The organism is Pseudomonas palmensis, assembly GCF_017848315.1.
Taxonomy (GTDB): Bacteria; Pseudomonadota; Gammaproteobacteria; order Pseudomonadales; family Pseudomonadaceae; genus Aquipseudomonas; species Aquipseudomonas palmensis.
This window is the reverse complement of sequence record NZ_JAFKEC010000026.1, coordinates 28427-49781: the sequence shown is the minus strand read 5'-3', so window position 1 is coordinate 49781 and position 21355 is coordinate 28427. Positions and strand designations below refer to the sequence as shown.

The window sequence follows — 21355 nt, the reverse complement described above, 5'->3', positions numbered from 1 at the left end:
CGCGTTACTGCATCCACGGCGGTGGCGGTTCCTCGGCCTTGGCCGGGCCGTTCTCCGCCTCGGCGCGTGCAGCCTGCCGGCGCGCCTCGTCCAGGCGCGCCGCTTCGATCTCGCGCATCACCCCGTCGACATCGGCGCTGTGCTCGTCCTCCGCGAACTGCCCGCTCAGCGGGCTTTCCGGAGTCAGCTCGCCGGCCTCGTACAACGCCCACATTTCCTTGGCGTAGCGGGTGGCCTTGAGCTCCGGGGCAAACTGGCCGAAGTACCCGGCCATGTTCCCCACATCGCGCTCGAGCATGCTGAACGCATGGTTGTTGCCGGCCGCATCCACCGCCTGGGGCAGGTCGATGATCACCGGGCCGTCAGGGCCGAGCAGCACGTTGAATTCCGACAGGTCGCCATGCACCAGGCCGGTGCACAGCATCAGCACGATCTGGCGGATCACGAAGTCGTGGTACTCGCGGGCCTGATCGGCCTCCAGGTGCACGTCGTTCAGGCGTGGCGCCGCATCGCCATGGGCATCGGACACCAGCTCCATCAACAGCACGCCATCGAGAAAATCGAACGGCTTGGGTACCCGCACGCCGGCACTGGCCAGGCGAAACAGGGCTGCCACCTCGGCATTCTGCCAGGCCTCCTCGGCCTCTTTGCGCCCATACTTGGAGCCCTTGGCCATGGCCCGCGCCTGGCGGCTGTTGCGCACCTTGCGGCCCTCCTGGTATTCGGCGGCCTGACGGAAGCTGCGCTTGTTGGCCTCTTTGTAGACCTTGGCGCAGCGCAGCTCGGTACCGCACCGCACCACGTACACCGCGGCTTCCTTGCCACTCATCAGGGGTCGGATGACTTCATCGACCAGCCCGTCTTCTATCAGTGGTTCTATGCGTTTTGGAGTCTTCATCGGCTTTTGTTCTGGGTCCTGTTTTGCCAAACACACGGGTATCACGGGTTGCCGGCCATCGTCTCACAGCCATGAGCCAGATGCGCGCTCACGATACAACAAGGCCCTCAAAGGAAGTGGACCCGATAATGTCCAAATAATTTAATCCCGCCTGCACCGAGTGCCCCCTGGCTTCCCGGACATGGCAGACACTCACTGCCTGAACAGTTCCCCCGGCGTTGCCCCGAACAAGCCCTTGAACGCCACGATGAACGCCGACGTCGACTCATAGCCGCAACCCAGCGCCGCCTGGGTCACGCTCTGCCCCTGCTCCAGCGCCTGCAGCGACGACAGCAGGCGCATGCGCTGGCGCCAGGCGCGAAAGCTCAGCCCCGTCTCGCGCTGAAACAACCGCATCAGGGTCTTCTGCGAACGCCCCAGGCGCTCGGCCCAGTAGGCCAGGCCGGCGTCCTGCTCCGGGTGCGCCAACAATGCATTGCACACCTCGAGCAGGCGCGGGTGCTGCGGCAGCGGCAACGAAAAACCCACCTCCGGCAGCCCCTGCAACTGCTCCAGCAGCACCTGCACCAGATGGGCCTCGGGGCTCTCGCCTTCGGCGTAATCCACCGGGAACAGGCAGAACTGCTTGATCAGCTCACGGGCCAGCGGCGTCACCTCCAGCACCCGGCAGCGCGGCCCGGCCCACGCTGCATCGGCCTGACGCACATACAGGCTGCGCATTTCGGCGCGGGTCGAGGTAATCACCTCATGCTCCACCCCGGCCGGTATCCACACGCCCCACTGCGGCGGTGCAAAAAAACTGCCCTCGGCGGTGTACACCCCCAGCACCCCGCTGATCGCATAGGAAAACTGTATCCAGTCGTGTCGATGACGCGGCGTCCACGAGCCGGCCCCCAGGCTTTCGGCACGCGCATACAGTGGCCGCGGCAGGGCATCGAGCAGCGGGATTGGGCGTGGCAGCAGATTTTGTCCGTTACTCGGCATCGCTTGGCCTTGTGTCGCGAGACGGAAGAATGGCCACAGGTTAGCCTGCCGCTTCGTTATTACAAGATGATTCGCAGGCCCGCCTATGCAAGCTCACCTCAAGCGCGTGGTAACCGACTGGTTTCTGTGCGGCATGTTTCTCGCCACCTTCCTCGCCTGGCTGTTCCCGCACTTCGGTGCCAGCGGCGGCTCGATGCACGCCGAATACGTGATCAACATCGGCGTGTTCGTGGTGTTCTTCCTGCACGGCATCAACCTGTCCAGCGAACAGATCCGCCATGGCCTGAAGAACTGGCGCCTGCACCTGATGGTGCAGGGCTTCACCTTCGTGGTGTTCCCGCTGCTGTGGTGGCTGGGCAACAGCGTGCTGGGCAGCCATGTGCCGGCGCTGCTGATGCTCGGCTTCCTGTACCTGTGCGCCCTGCCCTCGACCATCTCCTCGTCGGTGGCGCTGACCGGCAGCGCCGGCGGCAACGTGCCCGCCGCGATCCTCAACGCCAGCCTGTCCAGCGTGCTGGGCATCTTCCTGACCCCGTGGCTGGTGAGCCTGGTGGTGGGCAACGGCAGCGATGGCATCGACCTGGGCGCCACCCTGCTCGACCTGTGCGCCATGCTCCTGCTGCCGCTGGTGCTGGGACAGTTGCTGCGCCCGTGGCTGGGCCGCTTCTTTGCCCGCCACAAGCGCTACACCAACGTGATGGACAAGGTGGTGATCCTGCTACTGGTGTACGCGGCGTTCTGCAACTCGATGATCTCGGGGCTGTGGCAGCAGCAGGGTGGCTCGGTACTGCTCACCGCCGTTCTGGGCAGCGCGTTGCTGCTGGCGCTGATCCTGTGGCTGACCACCCGCAGCGCGCGGCTGCTCAGGTTCAGCCCGGCCGACGAGATCGCCGCAGTGTTCTGCGCCAGCAAGAAATCCCTGGCCGCCGGCGCACCGATGGCCGCATTGATCTTCGGCGCCCATCCCGGGCTGGGGCTGATTCTGCTGCCGATCATGATCTATCACCCGCTGCAGTTGATCGTGTGCTCGATCATGGCCGAACACTACGCCAACCGCCCGGCGCCCCTGGCCAAGGAGGCGCCGCTGGTCAGCGCTCGATGATCGCGGTCACGCCCTGCCCGCCCGCGGCGCAGATCGAAATCAGACCGCGGCCCTGGCCGGCCTCGTCCAGCAGCTTGGCCAGGTTGGCCAGAATGCGCCCGCCGGTGGCGGCGAACGGGTGCCCTGCAGCCAGCGAACTGCCCTTGACGTTGAGCCTGTCGCGGTCGATGGCGCCCAACGGCTCGCTCAAGCCCAGCCGGCTCTGGCAGTAGTCGGCGTCTTCCCAGGCCTTCAGCGTGCACAGCACCTGGGCGGCGAAGGCTTCGTGGATCTCGTAGAAGTCGAAGTCCTGCAGGGTCAGGCCGTTGCGCTCCAGCAGTCGAGGTACCGCATAGGCCGGCGCCATCAGCAGCCCCTCCTGGCCTTTGACGAAATCCACCGCAGCATTCTGACCATCGAGAAAATACGCCTTGATCGGCAGGCCGCGCTCGCGGGCCCACTCTTCGCTGGCCAGCAGTACCACCGAAGCGCCATCGGTCAGTGGCGTGGAGTTGCCCGCCGTCAGCGTGCCCTTGGCGCTGCGCTCGAACACCGGCTTGAGGCTGGCAAGTTTCTCCAGGGTCAGGTCCGGGCGCAGGTTGTGATCGCGGGTCAGGCCCAGAAAGGGCGTGAGCAGGTCATCCTGCCAGCCTTCGGCAAACGCCCGGGCCAGGTTCTGGTGGCTACGCAAGGCCAGCTCGTCCTGCTCGGCACGGCCTATCTGCCAGGTCTGCGCCATCAGCTCGCAGTGCTCGCCCATCGACAGCCCAGTACGCGGCTCGCCATTGCGCGGCAGCTCGGGCTTGAGGTGCCAGGGCCTCAGTTGCAGGAACACCTTGAGCTTGTCGCCCGTGGTCTTGGCCCGATTGGCCTGCAGCAGCAACTTGCGCAGCCTCTCGTTGACCGCAATCGGCGCATCGGAGGTGGTGTCCACACCGCCGGCAATGCCGCTGTCGATCTGCCCCAGGGCGATCTTGTTGGCCACCATCAGCGCGGTTTCCAGCCCCGTGGCGCAGGCCTGCTGCAGGTCATAGGCCGGGGTCTGCGGCGACAGCCGCGAGCCCAGCACGCATTCGCGGGTCAGGTTCATGTCGCGCGAGTGCTTGAGCACCGCGCCCGCCGCCACTTCGCCCAGTTGCAGGCCATGCAGGCCGAAACGCTCCACCAGCCCTTCGATTGCCGCAGTCAGCATCGCCTGGTTGCTGGCCGTGGCGTAGGGCCCGTTGGAGCGGGCGAACGGGATTCGATTGCCGCCGATGATCGCGACCCGACGTAAAGCGCGCATGCACAGACTTCCTTATTCCGAGACGGGATAGACCCGCTATAGCGTAGGTGTTTTTTCGCCAGTCGAACGACCGAAGGCGAAACATGGTCCACACTTTGGTGCTTAATTTCCGGGAGACGTTCACATGAGCGACCGCTATATCGACTTCGCCAACTCTTCATTCGGTCGGCGCGTGGCCGGTGCCGTCGGCCTGCCCACCCCCGCCCGCCTGGAGCGCTGGGAAGCCGGCAGGCTGCGCCCGGTCGAAGGCGCCCTGCTGCTCGGCGGCGGGCCGCTGGTGACGAACGTGGCCGCCTTTGCCAGGCGCCTGACCGACGAGGTCTACAGCTATGCCGATGAAAGCCTCGAACTGCCGGCCTGGGTCGCGGGCCTGGGGCCCAAGCTCAAGGCCGTGGTGTTCGACGCCAGCCACCTGAGCGACAGCGACCAGCTCAAGCAACTGCGCGAGTTCTTCCAGCCGCTGCTGCGCAGCCTGGCTGCCAGTGCGCACATCGTGATCCTGGGGCGCGCGCCCGAATCGCTGGACGACCCGCTGGCCAGCGTGGCGCAGCGGGCCCTGGAAGGTTTCAGCCGTTCGCTGGCCAAGGAACTGCGCAACGGCGCCACCCTGCAACTGCTGTATGTGGACCAGGCCGCGCAGGACCAGCTCGAAGGCGCGCTGCGCTTCTTCCTCTCGCCCAAGAGCGCCTTCATCAGCGGCCAGGTGCTGCGCCTGACCGCCTGCGCCACCCAGGTACAGGACTGGTCGCGCCCGCTGGCCGGGCGCAAGGCGCTGGTCACCGGTGCGGCCCGCGGCATCGGCGCCGCCATCGCCGAAACCCTGGCCCGTGACGGCGCCGAGGTGGTGCTGCTCGACGTGCCCCAGGCCAAGGCCGACCTCGACGCCCTGGCCGCGCGCCTGGGTGGGCGCAGCGTGGCGCTGGACATCTGCGCCAGCGATGCATCGGCGCACCTGCTCGAAGCGCTCCCCGAGGGCATCGACATCGTCGTGCACAACGCCGGCATCACCCGCGACAAGACCCTGGCCAACATGACCCCCGAATACTGGGACGCCGTGCTCGCGGTCAACCTCAAGGCCCCCCAGGTGCTGACCCAGGCGCTGCTCGACGGCGGCGCGCTGCACGACAACGCACGCATCGTGCTGCTGGCCTCGATCAGCGGTATCGCCGGCAACCGCGGGCAGGCCAACTATGCCGCCAGCAAGGCCGGCCTGATCGGCCTGGCCCAGGCCTGGGCGCCGCTGCTGGCCAAGCGGGGTGCCAGCATCAATGCGGTGGCCCCCGGCTTCATCGAAACACGCATGACGGCGGCCATCCCCTTCGCCCTGCGCGAAGCCGGGCGACGCATGAGCTCCCTGGGCCAGGGCGGCCTGCCGCAGGACGTTGCCGAAGCCGTGGCCTGGCTGGGACAGCCCGGCAGTGGCGCGGTCAACGGCCAGGTGCTGCGCGTATGCGGCCAGGCCGTGATGGGGGCATGAGCATGGACCGACACTGGCACGATCTGCACCGCACGCAAGGGCTGAGCGGGCTGTACCTGAAGGCTGCGCGCAAGCGCAGCATCACCGGCGACAGCCTGCCCGCCAGCGGCCTGCACTGCGCCATCGGCGTGAATCCACAGCGCCTGCAGGCCTACCGCAAGCTCTGCCACTTCGGCGACGACAGCCACCTGCCGCCGACCTTCCCCCACGTGATGGCGTTCGCCCTGCAACTGCAACTGCTGACCGCCGACGACTTCCCGTTCCCGCTGCTGGGCCTGGTGCACCTGAACAACCGCATCCGCGTGGTGCGCCCGCTGGGTGGCATCGGCACGCTGCGCTTCAGCGTGTTCGTCGACAACCTGCAGCCCCACGCCAAGGGCGCGACCTTCGACCTGATGACCGAAGCCGAAGACAGCCTGGGGCTGCTCTGGCACGAGCGCAGCCGCATGCTGTGTCGCGGCGTCAAGCTCGAAGGCGAGCAACCCGCCGTCGACACCCCTGAACCGCTGCCTCTGGGCGAGCTGACCCGCTGGTATGCCGACAGCGACATCGGCCGGCGCTACGCCAAGGTCTGCGGCGACTACAACCCCATCCACCTGAGTGCGCTCAGCGCTCGCCTGTTCGGGTTTCCCCAGGCCATCGCCCATGGCATGTGGAGCAAGGCCATGGCGCTGGCCGCGCTGCGCGGGCACCTGCCGCTCAGCGGCTACGAGGTGGATGTGGCCTTTCACAAGCCCGTGCGCCTGCCCAGCGAAGTGGTGCTGGAGGGCAGCGCAGTCGCACCCGACGGCCAGTTCCGCCTGGTAGGCCACGGCGACCTGGTGCACATGACCGGCAGTTGGCACACGCTGCACGAATCTTCTAGACCTGCCTGACGGACCGGGCGATAACGGTTTTCTTTGCCGGTAGCACACGATGAACAGCAACTGGATAGACCTGCGCCAGGAGCCCGATACCGGCATCGAGACCCTGCGCGCGCATTTTCGCGGGCATGCCTATGATCCGCACTGGCACGACAGCTACCTGGTGGGCGTGACCGAACAGGGCGTCCAGCAGTTCACCTGTCGCCGCGCCCGCCACCAGAGCACACCGGGCAAGGTGTTTCTGCTCGAACCCGGCGAGTTGCACGACGGCGATGCGCCCAGCCCCGAGGGCTTCACCTACCGCATGCTCTACCTCGACCCGCAATGGCTGGAGCGCGAGCTGCGCGGCTTTACCGAGCATGCCCCGCCCGCCAGCCAACCCGGTTTTGCCCACACCCTGGCCAGCGACCCGCGCCTGGCAGCGGCCACCGCTTGCGCCTTCCAGTCGCTGCACGAACCGGAGCTGCGCATGGTGCGCCAGGCGGCACTGGACCAGTTGCTGGAGCACCTGAGCGGGTATCTGCAATGGCGCCGCCGGCTCGACCCCGACCCGCGCCTGCCGCTGGTGGCACAAAGGGCGCGCGACTACCTGCATGCACACCTGCACCACGACATCGGCCTCGAGCAACTGGCGGCGGCGTGCAACATCGACCGCTTTCGCCTGAGCCGCGCCTTCAAGGCCGCGTTCGGCCTGGCGCCCCACGCCTACCTGGTGCAACTGCGCCTGGCCCATGCACGCCGGCTGCTGGCGGCAGGGTCGAGCCCGGCACAGGTGGCGCCAGCGCTGGGCTTTGCCGACCAGAGCCACCTGGGGCGCTGGTTCCTGCGCGCCTATGGCATGACCCCGGCACAGTACCGCAGGCGCTGCACAAAGCTTCCAGACTGACGCGCGCCAACACGCGAGCATGCAAGCCCCTCTACCAAGGAGCCTGCCCATGCTGGCCTTCATGCTGTTTGCCTTCGTTGCGTCCATCACCCCCGGGCCGACCAATTTCCTGGTACTGAGCAACAGCGCCAGCCATGGCCTGCGCGCTGCATTGCCAATCATCCTGGGGGCCGGTGCAGGGGCCGCGCTGATCGTCTGGCTGGTGGGCAGCGGTATGGGCGAGGTGCTGTTCCGGGCCCCGGCGGTACAGCCGCTGCTCAACGGGCTGGGCGTGGCCTGGCTGACCTGGCTGGCCTGGAAGATCTTTCGCAGCCCAGTGCAGGTGCAGCAATCGGGCGCGACGTCGGCCAGGCTGGGCCTGTGGGGCGCGGCGGCGTTGCAGGTGATCAACCCCAAGACGTGGATGATGGCGCTGGCGGTGGCCAGCGTGTTCATCGATGCCGCAGCCAGCGACCGCCTGCTGCAGGTGACGCACCTGAGCCTGGTGTTCTTCGTGATCGCGCTGCCGTGCCTGGGTGGCTGGGCCTTGCTCGGCAGCGGGGCGCGGCGCCTGAGCGGTTCGCCGGTGGTGCTGCGCCGGGTCAATCAGGGGCTGGCGCTGCTGTTGCTGGTGTCGGCCTGGGCCAGCCTCTGGCAGTAAGGCCCCATGCACCTGACACAGGGCTTGCAGGAGCCGGCGTTGCCGGCGAACAGGCCAGCACAATCCCCTGAAAAACCCGCCGACCCGCGCTAAGCTACGCCGCACGAGGAGAGCCCCCACCCATGAACCTGCAAGAACTCACCACCCGCCTGCACACCATCCGCGACAACAACGACTGGCGCGGCTTCCACAGCCCCAAGAACCTGGCCATGGCCGCCAGCGTGGAAATGGCCGAGCTGGTGGAGATCTTCCAGTGGCTCAGCGAGGACCAGTCGCGCCAGCTGTCCCCCGAGCAGCTCGAACACGCCGGCCAGGAAGTCGGCGACGTGGTGCTCTACCTGTTGCTGCTGTGCAGCGAACTGGGCCTGGACATGGACCAGGTGGTGCGCAGCAAGCTGGCCGACAGCGAACGGCGCTTCGCCCGATGAAAGACCGCCACTTCGACGCCCTGGCGACCCGCTTCGCCGAAAAGATCTACGGCGGCGCCAAGGGCGCCATCCGCCTCGCGGTGCTCCAGGCCGACCTCGCCGAAGCCCTGCCCGACCGCCCCCTGCGCGTGCTCGACATCGGCGCGGGCCTGGGCCACATGGCCCTGTGGCTGGCCGAGCGTGGCCACCAGGTGACCCTGGCCGAACCCGCCGCGCCGATGCTCGAGGGCGCCCGCGAACGCTTCGCCGCCACCGGCCAGCCGGCCACTTTCATCCAGGCGCCCTGGCAGGAACTGCTCGGCCAGCTCACCGAACCCTACGACCTGGTGCTGTGCCACGCCGTGCTCGAATGGCTGGCCGAACCCGAGACCATCCTGCCGGTGCTGCACCAGCTCACCCGCGCCGACGGCCTGCTGTCGCTGGCCTTCTACAACCGCGACGCACTGGTGTATCGCAACCTGCTCAAGGGCCATTTCCGCAAACTGCGCGGGGCCAGCCTGGCCGGTGAAAAGCAGAGCCTGACCCCGCAAAAACCACTTGATCCGCGCGAACTCCGGGCGCACCTTGAAGGTCTGTGGGATATACACAGCGAGAGCGGTGTACGGGTGTTCCACGACTACATGCCCGTCGAGTTCCAGGCCAAGGCAGAACTGCTCGACCTGCTCGAAATGGAACTGGCGCACCGCCGCCACCCGGCCTTCGCCGGCCTGGGCCGCTACCTGCACTGGATGTGCCACCCACGCTGAGTACCGAGCCGTGTCTGCCGGGAGACTGCCATGCCGTACCGTTTGACCCTGGGCCTGTTGTGCCTGGCCCTGGCCGCCTGCCAGGGCAGCAACCCGTATGTGGCCAGCTCCCGACCGCTGCCGCCGGCCCCGCCCCAGGCGGCCACCACCTTCGACGCCAGCGCCTACCCGGCACCGGCCCGTGACTATGGCCGTTACCGCAGCTGGTCATGGCGCAACGGCCAGCTCCCGGCCGGCAGCGCCTCCAGCGACCCGGCCGAGCTTGCCGACGCAGTCAGCGCCGCCCTCGACCAGCGCGGCCTGCGTCCTGCGCGCAACACCCGCAGCGACCTGCTGGTCAGTGCCGACCTGCGCATGGAACGGCGCCTGCGCCAGGTGCGCGACGATTACTACCCCTATGACGACTACGGCTACGGGGGCATCGGCTACAACCGCTACGGCGGCTATCGCAACGGCTATGGTGTGTATGGCAGCGTGCCGATCATACGCACCTACCAGGTCGACGTGATGGTGGTGCGCCTGGACCTGTTCGATGCCGGCAGCGGCCAGCCGGTCTGGAGCGCCAGCGCAGAAACCACCAGCCAGGGCTCACCGAGCGAGCGCGCCCGCGCCCTGCGCGATGCCGTGCACAAGGCCCTGGATGGCTACCCCCCAAGCTGAAGGCAACCGGAGAATCATCATGCTGCGCCGTCTCGCTCTACTCCCCCTGTTGGCCCTGCTGGCGCTGCTCGGCGCCTGCCAGAGCAACAACGTCACCCAGGACTTCGATGCCAGCCGCGACTTTGCGGCCTACCGCAGCTGGAGCTGGCAGGAGCCGGCCCTGCAATATCGCCCGGACGACCCGCGAATCAAGAGCGACCTCACCGAGCAGCGCATCCGCCAGGCCGTCAGCGAACAGCTCGACCAGCGTGGCCTGCGCCCGGCCCAGGGCAACGCCAGGGGTGACCTCAAGGTGCAGACCTACCTGATCGTCGAAAACCGCCAGCAGCAGATCACCACCAACTACGGCGGTGCCTGGGGCGGTTACTGGGGTGGCTACTGGGGCGGCCCGGCCTACAACGAGACCCGCAGCGTCGACTACAAGGTTGCCACCATCCAGGTCGACCTGTTCGACAGCCGCGACGGCAAGCTGGTATGGCGCGGCAGCGCCGAGCAGATCATGAACAACTACCCGCCCGGCCCCGCCGAGCGCAACACCGCGATCCAGAATACCGTGGCCAAGGTACTGGCCAACTACCCGCCCCACTGAGCCGGCGATGGCCGGTCGCCACCTCAAGGCGACTGGCCATTATCTTGACTACACTTCTTTGACGCATGCGTTCGCGCACGGCCTGGTGCCGGCAAAGGAGTGCTCGTGGCTACCCGATTCCCAACCCGGCAGCGTGGCGCGATCGGCCTGATGGCCGCCCTGACACTGGCCCTGGCGCTGGTGTTCGCCCTGTTGGTGATCGATAGCGGGCGGCTCTATCTGGAACAGCGTTCGCTGCAGCGGGTGGTCGACATGGCCGCCCTCGAAGCGGCTGGGCAAAGTGCGGTGTGCACCGGCAGCGGCCCGCAGGCGGCGACCGTGGCCCAGGCCAGCGCCGCACGCAACGGCTTCGCGCCCGGCGCCAAGCATACCCTGGCCACCACCTGCGGCACCTTGCAGACCGGTGCCGGCAGCCGGCGCACCTATACCGTCAACCCGAGCAAGAGCGAAGCGATCCGGGTCAGTGCCAGCAGCACCGTGGCCACCAGCATTGCCGCCGGTGTACAGGCCCTGCTGAGCGGCGTCGCCGTGCCGGCCACCACCACCCTGCACGCCAGTGCGGTGGCCTCGCTGCCCAAGCCACCGCAGGCGATGCTGCGTCTCAAGAGCACCCTGCTGACCATCGACACACGCAAGTCCGATGTGCTCAACGCCCTGTTCAAGGCCCTTGGCGGCAACGTCAACCTCGACGTACTGGGCTGGCAGGGCATCGCCGACGTCAACGTCGACCTGCTGAGCTTTCTCGATGCCCTGGCCATCAAGGCCGGGGTGCAGGTGGGCAATTACGATGAACTGCTGGGCAAACAGCTGCACCTGACCGACCTGCTCGATGTCGCCGTCGACCTCGCCCGGCGCGGCGGCGCGGCGGCCCAGGTGGTGACCGACCTCGGCAAGCTGGTACTCGGTGCCGGCAACAACCCGCTGGTCAAGCTGGGCGATATCCTCGACATCCAGAACGGCGCGGTCCAGTCCGGCCTGGATGCCCAGATGCAACTGCTGCAACTGCTCAAGGCCTCGGTGATGCTGGCCAACAAGAACACTGCGGCCACCGCCGAGGTGCCGCTCAACATCCCGCCGCTGGTCAAGGCCAACCTGCGCCTCAAGGTCATAGAACCCGAACAGATCTCCGCCGTGGGCAACCCGCAACACGACACCATCAAGGTGCACACCGCTCAGGTCCGTGCGCTGGTCAGCCTGGAGCTGCCGCTGCTCAACAGCATCACCGGCCTGCTCAACGCCGTGCTCGACCTGGCCGAACCGCTGACCAACGTGGTCAGCAACCTGCTCAGCCTCAATCTGGTGGCCACGCTGGAGTCGGTGTTCTGCCTGCTGGCGATCCCGTGCAAGGTCAGCGACGTCCGTTTGCTGCCTGGGGTGGTACACCTGGACATCGGCCTGGAAGTCGCCAGCGCCAGCAGCCAGGTCACCCGCTACAGCTGCAAGCCGGACAAGACCCTGACCGCCAGCACCCGCAGTTCGGCGCTCAACGTTTCGGTGGGCATGTTCAGCGATCCCCAGGCCTTTTTCAGCACGGGCAACACCGCCATTTCGCCGCTGCCGCTGATCGACATCGGCAGCAAATACTGCACGCGCTTCCTGATACTGCCGTCCACCTGCGGCGCGCGCACCGCCTTCGCTGGCGGTGGCGTAGGGCTCAAGGTCAATGCGCCGCTGCTGGGCAGCAACTCCACCGGGCCTGCCACCGACCTGCTGTTTCGCAACGCCAGCGCGCCACCGGACATCGACCTGCCACCGGCCTACATGGCCACCTCGGCCAGCGATATCGTGCAGAGCCTGAACAACACCATCAATGGCATCGAGCTGCAGGTGTACCGCCCGCTCAACGGCAACCTGCTCGGCAACGTGCTGGTGGTGGCCGGCAACCTGCTCGATGACGTCAAGGCGCTGCTGCAGCCAGTGATCAGGAACCTGCTCGGCAAGTTGGTCGACCCGCTGGTCAACACACTGCTCAAGGCACTGGGGCTGGACCTGGTGAACGTCGAGGTCGGTGCCAACCTCACCTGTGACGGCAACCGCGCTCAGCTGATGCTCTGAACCGGCAGCTCGATCACGAAACACGCACCCTCGGCGCCATTGTGTGCGCTGAGCAACCCGCCCATGCCCTCGATGATTCCGCCACTCACCGACAGGCCCAGCCCGGTCCCCACGCCGCTGGGCTTGGTGGTGAAGAACGGCTCGAAAATCCGCTCCAGCAGCCGCGGGTCGATGCCGCCGGCATTGTCGCGCACCTGCAGGCGCACCCCACCCGCCACCGGCTCGGCCTCCACCGCGATCCAGGGGCGCAACTGCGGGTCGGCCTCACGCCGTCCCAGCAAGGCGTCGCGGGCATTCACCACCAGGTTGATCAGCACCTGCTCCAGCTGATCGGCATGGCCGCGCACATGGCAGCCGCTCAGCGCCGGGCCCAGGTTCAGCGCCACGCCCTTGCCGGCCAGGCCGTCGGCCAGCAACGACACGGCACCCTCAACCGCCTGCCAGGGCTCGAACAGTTGCTGTTCGACCTCCGAACGCCGCCCGAACACGCGCATGTGGTCCACCACCTTCGAGGCCCGCAGCACCTGCGCATCGATGCGCCTGAGCTTGTCCTGCAGGTATTCCACCTGCACGTCGCCGTTCTCCAGGCGCTTGAGCGCGTTGACCACCGCCATGCGCATCACGTTCAACGGCTGATTGATCTCGTGGGCCAGGCCGGTGGCCATTTCGCCCAGGGTGGCCATCTTCGCGCTCTGCAACAGCTGCTGCTGGCTGCGCCGCAGCGCGGTGTTGTCGCGCCCCACCGCCTGTACCTCCAGCAGACGGCCCTGTTCATCGAACAGGCCGCGGTCGGACCACACCCACCAGGCATGTTCGCGCCCCGGCAGCTCCAGGCAGATTTCGGCACTGCTCACCGGCTGCTGCGGGGTCAGGCCGGCCAGGCGCTGCACGAACGCCTCGCGCTGGGCCGGCGACATCCACTGCCCCAGGTCGCTCCCGGGCAACTGGTCAGGTAGGCACTCCAGGTAGTCGGCCAGCGGGCGGTTGCCGAACAACACAGTCAGGTCGGGCCGGTAGCGGCAGATCATCGCCGGCGAGTCCTCCACCAGCACCCGGTAACGTTCCTCGCTCTCGCGCACCCGCTCGGCGGCCAGGGTCGCCTCGGTCACGTCGAGCCAGATACCCACGGCTTCCACCGGCAGGCCCAGGTCGTCACGCAGCAGGCGCGCTTCATCCAGCACCCAGTGGTAGATGCCCTGCGCATCGCGCAGGCGGTAGCGGCTGCGCACCTGGCCCTCGCGCACCAGGTCGCGGGTACGTTGCAGCCACAGCGCCTGGTCGTCGGGGTGTACCCAGTGCGCCGGTTGCAGGTCGGCAGCGGGCGTCCAGCCAAGCAGCGGCTGCAGGCTGGCACTGAAGAATTCGGCCTGCAGCGCACCGGCGTCATAGCGCTGGATATAGATCACTGCCGGCGAACTGGCGATCAGGTTGTCCAGCCGTGCGTGCGCGGCCCTGGCCTGCTGCTCCTGGGCCTTGATATCGCTGATGTCGAGCATGAAACCCTGCAGACGTCGCTGCTGCCCCTGCCCGTGCACATCGCCACAGATGCGGTACCAGCGCAGCGACGCGGCCTGCAGGCGCACGCACAGTTGCAGGCTGCAGCCCTCGCGCTGCAGCGCCTCGAACGCCAGTTGCGCCGCCTCCCGGTCGGCCGGGTGCAGCAGCGCCCACCAGGCCGGCAGCGCCAGTTGCGCACTCACGCCGAAACTGGCCGCCAGCCCCGGTGCCAGGTGCAGGTAGGGCTCGTGCAGCGACCACTCCCACCAGCCCGCACCGAGCAACCCCTGTACATTGTCCAGGCGCTGCTGGCTGGCCTGCAGCCGGTCGCCCGCCAGGCGCGCCAGCAGCGGCTCGGCCATGGCATCGAGCAGCAGGGGGGCCGCCTCGGGCCGGGCCTGCCCACCCTCGTCCGCGCACAGCAGCCAGGCCTGGGCCTGATGCTGCTGCGCATGGCCCACCACATACAGCGGGTGAGTCGGGCAGAGCACCTGCAAGGCCGGAAACTCGGCACTGCACAGCACGCGCCCCGACGGCAGGCGGTCGAGTACCGCGCTCAGGCGTGCATCGTCGGCCCAGGGCACGCTCGATGCGTCCCGCGCGAAGGTCTGCCAGCCGCCGGGGGTGCGCAGCAGCAGCGCCGCCCAGCCCATGCGCCAGTGCCAGGCCAGGCGCTGCAACTGCTCGGCGGCCACCTGGGGCAGGCGCTCCAGGCTGCAATCGCGCAGTGCTGCGCCCACCTGGCGGGCCAGTTGCTGCTGGCGCCGGGCATCCTGGCCCTGCTGGCGCTGCTGCAGCAGATCGCCCACATCGAACAACTGCAACAGCCAGTCCTCGCCCTGGGCCAGCAACCAGCCGCGGGTGTGCAGGGTGCTGCCATTGGCGGTTCTGAAGTCCAGGTCCAGCGGTTGTGCCTGCCAGTCGGCGGGCTCGCCTTCGAGCACCAGCAGGCTGTGCGCCTGCACGTAATCCTGCACCCGCGCAGCAGCCTGCGCGGGCAGCGCCAGGGCGCTGCGCAGCGGGCCGCCCAGGCGCAGCACGCGGCCCTTGTCATCGAGCCACAGCTGCAGGCCCACCGCCGCCGGTACCGGGGCCTGCGGTGCGGCCACCGCGGCGGCCGGGCGCCCGCGCCAGCGATCGAACAGGCCGTGGCCACCGCTCAAAGCTGAAGGCTCGCGGTGGCGCCAAGGGTTGCCGGCAGGCGTGGCACCTCGCCCACCACCGGCAGGTCGAGCACCGGCAGCACCGTCGTGAGCCGGGCCTTGGCGTAGTTGATGCGCACGGTCAGCAGGTTGGTGTTGCTCAGGGTCACGACCGCGTCGGTGCCGGGCTGGAACTTCAGCGTTCCCGGCATCCACGCCAGCTGCTGGGCCAGTACCTCGCGGGCCAGTGCCGGCACATCGGTGCGGTAGGTGGCGCTGGTCGGGTCCAGCGCCATGCAGCGACGCACCGCCTCGCTGCTGGCCTGGTGGAACGACTGCAGCATCAGCAGTGGCAGAGCGTAGCTGACCACCCCGTAGAACACCGCGAAGAACACCACGAACACGGCGGCGAATTCGATCGCCGCCGCACCTTTTTGCCGTCTTGCAAGGCCTGCTTTCATGATCGCGTCTACCCTGACAATGACACCCGCAATCAAGCATAGAATCAATCACGACCAAGGGATGGCATTTCGCCTATGCAAAGCATCGTCCTGCTGCTGTGGCTCGCATTGTGTGCCGAACAGGATGCCCGAGAAAGGCAGATCAACAACACCTTGACCCTTGGCGCCGCAGCCTGCGCCCTGGCCTATCTCTTCATCACCGGGCACACCTGGATCGGCGCCGATGCCAGCGAGGGCGGCTGGGCGCTGCTGATCGTGATGCTGCTGACCCTGCCCGGCTACATGCTCGGGCGCCTGGGCGCCGCCGATGTGAAACTGCTGGGTGCGTTGGCGCTTGCCACTGATCGGATGTACCTGCTGGGCACCTTCATCGGTGCCGGGGTGGCGGTGGTGATCTGGTTGCTCAGCCGCCGCTGGCTGTGGTCCCTTCTGAGTCAGAAGGTTAAGCAACGCTTCAGGCAGGTGATCGAAGAAGCGTCAAAAAAACAGCCCTTCGCCCCCTTCGTGCTGGCCGGTTTTTTATTGGCTGCGGTATGGATCCATTGATCGAACAACCCGTCTAACCTGCTGTACATACGTTGTACATAGCCGCCAACTGCGTCTATTTTTCTAGTCACTGCCCCTCGATACCACAAGCTTCATGGCCGTACCAGGAAGGGCACGTCAGCAGGGAGTTGCGTGTGAACAAGCCAGTGAGTCCATTCAAGGTGTTGATCGTCGACGACCAGCCGTTGATCGTCGAAGAGCTGTGTGAATTCATCGAGGGCAGCGGGTACCGGTGCGTACCGTGCCACAGCAGCCAGCAGGCCATCGAGCGGTTTACCGAAGACCCGGCAATCGGCCTGGTGCTGTGCGACCTGCACATGCCCGAGCGTGACGGCATCGAGCTGGTCAAGGCGCTCAAGGCCATTGCCGGCAAGCAACGGATCTTCGAGGCGATCATGCTCACCGGGCGGGCCGAGAAGCAGGATGTGATCAAGGCGCTGCGCGAGGGGTTCGCCGACTACTACCAGAAGCCGGTGGACCTCCCCGAATTGCTCGAGGGGCTCAAGCGCCAGGAGACCGCGTTGCTGGAGCGTCAGAAGAACTTCCAGCACCTGGGCCACCTCAACCAGAAGCTGCAGTACCTGGCCGAATCCATCGACGACCTCTACCAGGACCTGGGCAAGGCCCGCGAGCAGGTGGTGGGCACGGGCCTGGGTGGCGAGGATGCAACGGCAGCCGAGAGCATGCCGGCGATCTTCGACCAGCTGTCACCGCGCCAGCTGGACGTCGCGCGGCTGGTGGGCAAGGGCCAGACCAACTATCAGATCGCCTGCGAGCTGGGCATCACCGAGAACACGGTGAAGCTGTATGTGTCGCAGGTGCTGCGCCTGACCCACATGCACAACCGCACCCAGCTGGCCCTGGCGCTGGCGCCCAACCCCTCGGCGCTGCGTCAGCGCATAACGGCGCATTGAACAGGTCGCCGCTGCCTTCGAGCCTTCGAAGGCAGCGGTGAAACCTGAAACAAATTGGATATGCCAGCCCCCTTGGGCTATGCAAGAATCCGGGCCACTTCTCGTCGATGTGTGGCCTGCTCAAGCATGACTTCATTTCTCAAAGGGCTGTTTGCCCCCAGCGGTGCGTTCTTCGGCTCTATCGCCATTTTCGCTACCGTTCTGGTGGGTGCTTACATCTCCCTTTACAGCTCGGCAATAACAGGACAGTTCAACAACCTGTGCCTTGGGCTGTTACCCACCTGCGAGGGGGCGCCGCTGAATGAAGCGTCCACGGCATTCAGGCTGTTGCTCTACCTCGGCCTGTTCCTGTTGCTACGGGAAATAGCCGTCAACCGGGAAAACAACTCGGCGCGCAGCCAACTGCACAGTTACATAAAAAGCACTCCGTCAAAGTCGTTTCTCGGAAACTACTCTGCCTACATGCGTATCCTCGGCGCCCGGCGTCTGGAAATCAAAGCGGAGCTCAACAGCGAGGCGCCCAAACCCGACGTGGTCCACAAGCTGATGCGCGAGTGCCTGCACGGTGTGTTGTCGCTGGCCAAGGACTGGGATGGCAATGAAGGCAAGTCGTCGGTCTATCGAGCCAACATCATGACCCTGGTGCCATCGGGTTTTCTCGATACGGTAACGCTTGCCGACGGCAGCATGGACAACATTGCCCGCATCATCGATTCCAGCAAGCTATTTCTGTACAACAACTCAACACTTGGCAAACTTGCAAAGTGCAGTGGCATCCTGGTGCTTGAAGATACGACTTTCACGGTGTCTACCAAAGTCGAGTTCGGCGAGCGGGACGACTTCATAAAAGAGCCGATTTGCTTCCCTTATGTCGAACAGGGTTATGCCGGTTTCACAACGCAACCCATCATCCCCGGCGCCCCCATGTGCGCCAGTTTCGGTATGGCGCAATACCTGCACCATACCCAAAGCGAAATATCTCTGTTTCTGGACAATCTTGCATACAAGAACCGCGAGTTCTGCAATCGCTTCAAACTTGATGTACTGGAGTATTACAACGATATAGAAGAAGCCCAGTCGATACTCTCCATTCCCATTCAGGTTCGACGCGAGGCGGATGCGGAACAACTCCCTGTCTATGAAACCATTGCCGTAATGAATATATACCGCAACAAAAAGGGGATTTTCCGCGATGAAGACAGCGCGATGAACTTTGCTCAACTTCTGGAGCCGATTTGCTATCATTTCGGGAAAATGCTAGTATCCCTAGCGCAAATAGAACCTGAAACATGACACTCAGCGTATATTTTCATTACTTTCAGGAGCCGTAGATGACCTCCCTAAAAGTACTAAAAACCAGATACAAGGAAGAGAGCCCCAGCAAGCGCTCCTCCGAGCAAACCCGGGAAGCCCTCAAGAGCATGGTGCTCAGAAACTTCTCCGCCAAGCCCAAATCGTGAATGAAGCCCAGCCGACGCTGGGCTTTTTCTTGGGCATGACTCACTTGTCGCTATTGCTGGTCTTCTCCCACCGGAAGAAATCCGGAATCACGTATTTGTAGGTATCCAGCCAGCGTTGCATGCTCTGGTCGCGCTCCTTGGGCGTGGCGCTCTGCGGGGTCTTGGAGGCCTGCGCGCCGCTGGCCTGCACCTGCAACCACGCCTCGGTGGCCGACTGTGCCCTGGACGAAGGCCCGGGCTCGATCGCTTGGGCAAGGCCCGGCAGCACTACCAGCATCACCAGTATCCGACTGTTCATGACGACCTCTGCACGGCAGCCACACTGCCAGGTTTGAGTTGTTGGGCGCGCGCCTGCGCTTCGTTGAATTGCGCCGCACTCAGGCCCAGCCGGCTCACCAGGTCGGCCGCCTGCTGCCACTTGTCCTGGTACAGCAGCAAGGTCACCAGGTTGACCGCCGCCAGACGGTCGCTGTCCTTGAGTTCGATTGCGGTCAGAAACTCGAATCGCGCCTGCTCCAGCTTGCCCTGGTTCAGGTACACCACCCCCAGGTCGTTGCGGATCTTCTCGTCGGTGGGGGCCAGTTGCATGGCCCGTTGCAGATGCTGCAGCGCCTGCGCGTTGTCGCCACGGGCCGCCGCCATCTGCCCCAGCCCATGCTCACCCTCGGCCGCCAGGCACCCGCCGAGCAGGCTGCGGTACAGCGGCTCGGCCTCGCTGCGTCCAAGCAGGCGCAGCACCTTGGCCTTGCGCACCCGCACCTGGGCCAGATCGGCCGGCAGCGCCTCCAGGTGCGCAAGGCTGGCATGCGGGCGCCCGTCGGCAAGCATCTCGTCGGCCATGTTCAGCGACAGCTCCTGGCTCGAATCGGGCTTGGCACAACTGGCCGTCGAGCCCGGCATGGCCAGCCACGGCGCCGAGCCATCCGTGGCGCAACCACCGAGCAACAACAACCCCAGCGCCGCGATGCATGCCTTCATTGCGTCCACTCCTCTCAAGCCCCGAATGCCCTGGCCAGGGCGGTGAAGCCCGGGCCGGCGAGTACGATCAGCAACGCCGGGAACAGAAACAGCATCATCACTGCCGACATCTTTCCCGACATCTTCGAAATCCGTTCCTGCAAGGTGGTCAGGCGCCGGTCATCGAGCAGTTGCTTGAGTGCCAGCAGCGACTTCATCGCCCCGCCCCCCTGGGTCAGCAACTGGCGCAGGATGATGCAGGTGTCGCTGAACGCCTCCACCCCCAGCAACTGCGCGGTCTTCTCCAGCTCCGGGGCCAGCGCCAGCCCCGAATCGACCCGTGCCAGCAACAGCCGCAACTCCTCGCTCAGCACCGGCAGCAGGCGCTGCCCCTCCAGGCTCAGCAGGCGCAGGCTCTGCTCCACCGCCAGGCCCGACTCGAACATGATGCGCAGCAGCGGTATGAAGGTCGACACCTCCTGCGCCACCTGGCGCTGACGGCGTGCCGCCAGCAGCGCCAGCAACCGCTTGGGCAGCAGGTAGCCCAACCCCAGCCCCATCAGCGGGAACAACCAGGGCGAACGGCTCTCGCGAAAGAACACCTCCTGCACCAGCACCGCCGCCCCCATCAGGCATAGCGGCAAGCCCACCTGGCAGGCCGCGAACAGCGAGCGCTGGCGCGAACGCCGCCAACCCACCCGGTCGAGCAACTGGCGGGTCTCGCCGTCCAGGTTCAGCGAACGCTGCCCCAGCCGGCTGTCGCCCATGCGCTGCAACCAGCCGCGCAGTGCCGGCTCGTCCGGCGCACGCCCCTGCAGGCGTTGCTCCACCAGGCGCTGGCTGCGCCGCTGACGCAGCCACTGACCCAGCAGCAGGGCGAACGCGCCAAACAACAACACCGCACTGAGCAACAAGGCCATCTCAGATACTCCGCAACATGCGCCACAGCGCCAGACACCCCAGCGCCTGCAGCACGAAGGCACTGAACAGCAGGCGCTGGCCGACACTGTCATGCCACATGGTCAGCAGGTAATTGGGGTTGCTGAACATGAAGTAGCCGGCCACGCTGACCGGCAGCACCGCCAGCACCACGGCGGTGATGCGGGTTTCACCGGTCATCGCGCGCAGTTGCCGCGCGCCCTGCTCGCGCTCGCGAATCACCTTGATCAGGTTCTCCAGCAACTCGCTGGCATTGCCGCCATAGCGGTGGTTGATGCGCAGGCCCAGGGCGAACAGGCGCAGCTCTTCGCGCGCATACAGTTCGGCCAGATCCGACATCGCATCGTCCAGGCTCACCCCCAACTGCACGTTGCGCTTGACCCGCTGCATGGCCCCCAGCAACGGCTCGCGCGAAGCATCGATGGCCCCCAGCACCGCATCGCTCAGCGTGCGCCCGGCCTTCAGGCTGCGCACGCAATGGTCGAGCAGCACCGGCAACTGTTCGATAAGGCGGCGTACCCGGTGCTGGTAGCGCCAGGCCAGGAACAGGCGCAACAGCAACGGCCCCACCAGCAGCACCAGCAGCAGGCCAGGCCAGCCGCCGTACAGCCCGGCGCACACGGCCAGCAGCAGCCAGCCTGCCACCCACGCCATCAGCCGATCATTGCGGCGGTCGAAACCTGCACGCAACAGCATCAGCTCGAGCCAGTCGGGGCCACGTGGCCCGCTGTTGTCGGCGGCCTGCTGGTGCTGGCCCAGGCGCTGCAGAATGCGCTCGTTGCCCGAGCGGTGCAGGCTGGTATAGAACAGGCGCATCGAGATGCCGAGCATGACCACGCCCCCCAGC

Annotated in this window: 23 protein-coding genes; 14 read left to right on the top strand and 9 right to left on the bottom strand. The window is 66.3% G+C overall.

What is annotated here, in order from left to right; translation table 11 throughout:
- Window positions 1–4: 4 nt before the first annotated feature.
- The gene (locus JZZ72_RS15315; protein ID WP_043860953.1) at window positions 5–898 is read right to left on the bottom strand and encodes a PA4780 family RIO1-like protein kinase; all 894 of its coding nucleotides are present in this window, start codon (window positions 896–898) and stop codon (window positions 5–7) included.
- Between the two features lie 192 nt (window positions 899–1090).
- A complete protein-coding gene (locus tag JZZ72_RS15310; RefSeq protein ID WP_210014670.1) occupies window positions 1091–1882 on the bottom strand; it encodes an AraC family transcriptional regulator in 792 nt (263 codons plus the stop codon).
- An 85-nt stretch (window positions 1883–1967) separates the two neighbouring features.
- Here JZZ72_RS15310 and JZZ72_RS15305 point away from each other — a divergent pair, with 85 nt between their 5' ends.
- Window positions 1968–2984 (top strand): bile acid:sodium symporter family protein, encoded by a 1017-nt coding sequence (locus tag JZZ72_RS15305; protein WP_043860951.1) that lies wholly within the window; start codon window positions 1968–1970, stop codon window positions 2982–2984.
- Here the strand turns inward: JZZ72_RS15305 and JZZ72_RS15300 are convergent.
- Entirely contained in the window at window positions 2971–4248 is a 1278-nt protein-coding gene (locus JZZ72_RS15300) for an acetyl-CoA C-acetyltransferase (protein ID WP_210014669.1), read from the bottom strand. The genes JZZ72_RS15305 and JZZ72_RS15300 overlap by 14 nt on opposite strands.
- 124 nt (window positions 4249–4372) lie before the next feature.
- Between JZZ72_RS15300 and JZZ72_RS15295 the strand changes: the two genes are divergently transcribed.
- From JZZ72_RS15295 to JZZ72_RS15255, 9 genes are all read left to right on the top strand, one after another.
- On the top strand, window positions 4373–5725 hold the full coding sequence (locus JZZ72_RS15295; protein WP_116052665.1) for a 3-oxoacyl-ACP reductase: 1353 nt from the start codon (window positions 4373–4375) through the stop codon (window positions 5723–5725).
- A 2-nt stretch (window positions 5726–5727) separates the two neighbouring features.
- Window positions 5728–6600 (top strand): MaoC family dehydratase, encoded by an 873-nt coding sequence (locus JZZ72_RS15290; RefSeq protein WP_210014668.1) that lies wholly within the window; start codon window positions 5728–5730, stop codon window positions 6598–6600.
- A gap of 40 nt (window positions 6601–6640) precedes the next feature.
- Window positions 6641–7474, top strand: a complete 834-nt coding sequence (locus tag JZZ72_RS15285) for an AraC family transcriptional regulator (protein ID WP_210014667.1) — start codon at window positions 6641–6643, stop codon at window positions 7472–7474.
- A 49-nt stretch (window positions 7475–7523) separates the two neighbouring features.
- The gene (locus JZZ72_RS15280) at window positions 7524–8114 is read left to right on the top strand and encodes a LysE family translocator (RefSeq protein WP_088514182.1); all 591 of its coding nucleotides are present in this window, start codon (window positions 7524–7526) and stop codon (window positions 8112–8114) included.
- A 122-nt stretch (window positions 8115–8236) separates the two neighbouring features.
- Entirely contained in the window at window positions 8237–8542 is a 306-nt protein-coding gene (locus JZZ72_RS15275; RefSeq protein WP_043860945.1) for a MazG-like family protein, read from the top strand.
- Complete coding sequence (locus JZZ72_RS15270) at window positions 8539–9288, top strand: methyltransferase domain-containing protein (RefSeq protein ID WP_210014666.1); 750 nt, start codon at window positions 8539–8541, stop codon at window positions 9286–9288. The genes JZZ72_RS15275 and JZZ72_RS15270 overlap by 4 nt, the downstream gene beginning before the upstream one ends.
- A gap of 30 nt (window positions 9289–9318) precedes the next feature.
- The gene (locus JZZ72_RS15265) at window positions 9319–9948 is read left to right on the top strand and encodes a DUF4136 domain-containing protein (protein ID WP_078481562.1); all 630 of its coding nucleotides are present in this window, start codon (window positions 9319–9321) and stop codon (window positions 9946–9948) included.
- Window positions 9949–9967: 19 nt separating this feature from the next.
- Window positions 9968–10537, top strand: coding sequence for a DUF4136 domain-containing protein (locus JZZ72_RS15260; RefSeq protein WP_054916641.1), 570 nt, complete (start codon window positions 9968–9970; stop codon window positions 10535–10537).
- Window positions 10538–10642: 105 nt separating this feature from the next.
- On the top strand, window positions 10643–12592 hold the full coding sequence (locus JZZ72_RS15255; RefSeq protein ID WP_328825164.1) for a pilus assembly protein TadG-related protein: 1950 nt from the start codon (window positions 10643–10645) through the stop codon (window positions 12590–12592).
- Here JZZ72_RS15255 and JZZ72_RS15250 read toward each other — a convergent pair.
- Together JZZ72_RS15250 and JZZ72_RS15245 are read right to left on the bottom strand one after the other, a co-directional pair.
- Window positions 12577–15252, bottom strand: a complete 2676-nt coding sequence (locus JZZ72_RS15250) for a PAS domain-containing sensor histidine kinase (protein ID WP_210014665.1) — start codon at window positions 15250–15252, stop codon at window positions 12577–12579. The two genes, JZZ72_RS15255 and JZZ72_RS15250, sit on opposite strands and share 16 nt — an antisense overlap.
- Complete coding sequence (locus JZZ72_RS15245; protein WP_043860940.1) at window positions 15249–15692, bottom strand: TadE/TadG family type IV pilus assembly protein; 444 nt, start codon at window positions 15690–15692, stop codon at window positions 15249–15251. The genes JZZ72_RS15250 and JZZ72_RS15245 overlap by 4 nt, the downstream gene beginning before the upstream one ends.
- A gap of 75 nt (window positions 15693–15767) precedes the next feature.
- Between JZZ72_RS15245 and JZZ72_RS15240 the strand changes: the two genes are divergently transcribed.
- The 4 genes from JZZ72_RS15240 to JZZ72_RS28015 all read left to right on the top strand — a co-directional run bounded on the left by JZZ72_RS15240 (window position 15768) and on the right by JZZ72_RS28015 (window position 18612).
- Window positions 15768–16238: an A24 family peptidase gene (locus JZZ72_RS15240; protein WP_043860939.1), complete on the top strand. Its 471-nt coding sequence runs from the start codon at window positions 15768–15770 to the stop codon at window positions 16236–16238.
- A 134-nt stretch (window positions 16239–16372) separates the two neighbouring features.
- The gene (locus JZZ72_RS15235) at window positions 16373–17152 is read left to right on the top strand and encodes a response regulator transcription factor (protein WP_043860938.1); all 780 of its coding nucleotides are present in this window, start codon (window positions 16373–16375) and stop codon (window positions 17150–17152) included.
- 126 nt (window positions 17153–17278) lie between these two features.
- Window positions 17279–18445, top strand: coding sequence for a hypothetical protein (locus JZZ72_RS15230; RefSeq protein WP_210014664.1), 1167 nt, complete (start codon window positions 17279–17281; stop codon window positions 18443–18445).
- A 38-nt stretch (window positions 18446–18483) separates the two neighbouring features.
- Entirely contained in the window at window positions 18484–18612 is a 129-nt protein-coding gene (locus tag JZZ72_RS28015) for a hypothetical protein (RefSeq protein ID WP_256582768.1), read from the top strand.
- A 40-nt stretch (window positions 18613–18652) separates the two neighbouring features.
- Here the strand turns inward: JZZ72_RS28015 and JZZ72_RS15225 are convergent, their stop codons facing one another.
- From JZZ72_RS15225 to JZZ72_RS15210, 4 genes are read right to left on the bottom strand one after another with little or no spacing between them, the layout of a single operon-like run.
- Window positions 18653–18910, bottom strand: a complete 258-nt coding sequence (locus tag JZZ72_RS15225) for a DUF3613 domain-containing protein (protein WP_088514179.1) — start codon at window positions 18908–18910, stop codon at window positions 18653–18655.
- Entirely contained in the window at window positions 18907–19590 is a 684-nt protein-coding gene (locus JZZ72_RS15220; protein ID WP_043860936.1) for a tetratricopeptide repeat protein, read from the bottom strand. Before JZZ72_RS15220 ends, JZZ72_RS15225 begins: the two co-directional genes overlap by 4 nt.
- A gap of 14 nt (window positions 19591–19604) precedes the next feature.
- Window positions 19605–20489 carry a type II secretion system F family protein gene (locus tag JZZ72_RS15215; RefSeq protein WP_054916706.1) on the bottom strand — a complete coding sequence of 295 codons (885 nt, stop codon included), beginning with the start codon at window positions 20487–20489 and terminating at the stop codon, window positions 19605–19607.
- A 1-nt stretch (window position 20490) separates the two neighbouring features.
- Window positions 20491–21339: a type II secretion system F family protein gene (locus JZZ72_RS15210; protein ID WP_210014673.1), complete on the bottom strand. Its 849-nt coding sequence runs from the start codon at window positions 21337–21339 to the stop codon at window positions 20491–20493.
- Between the last annotated feature and the right edge of the window lie 16 nt (window positions 21340–21355).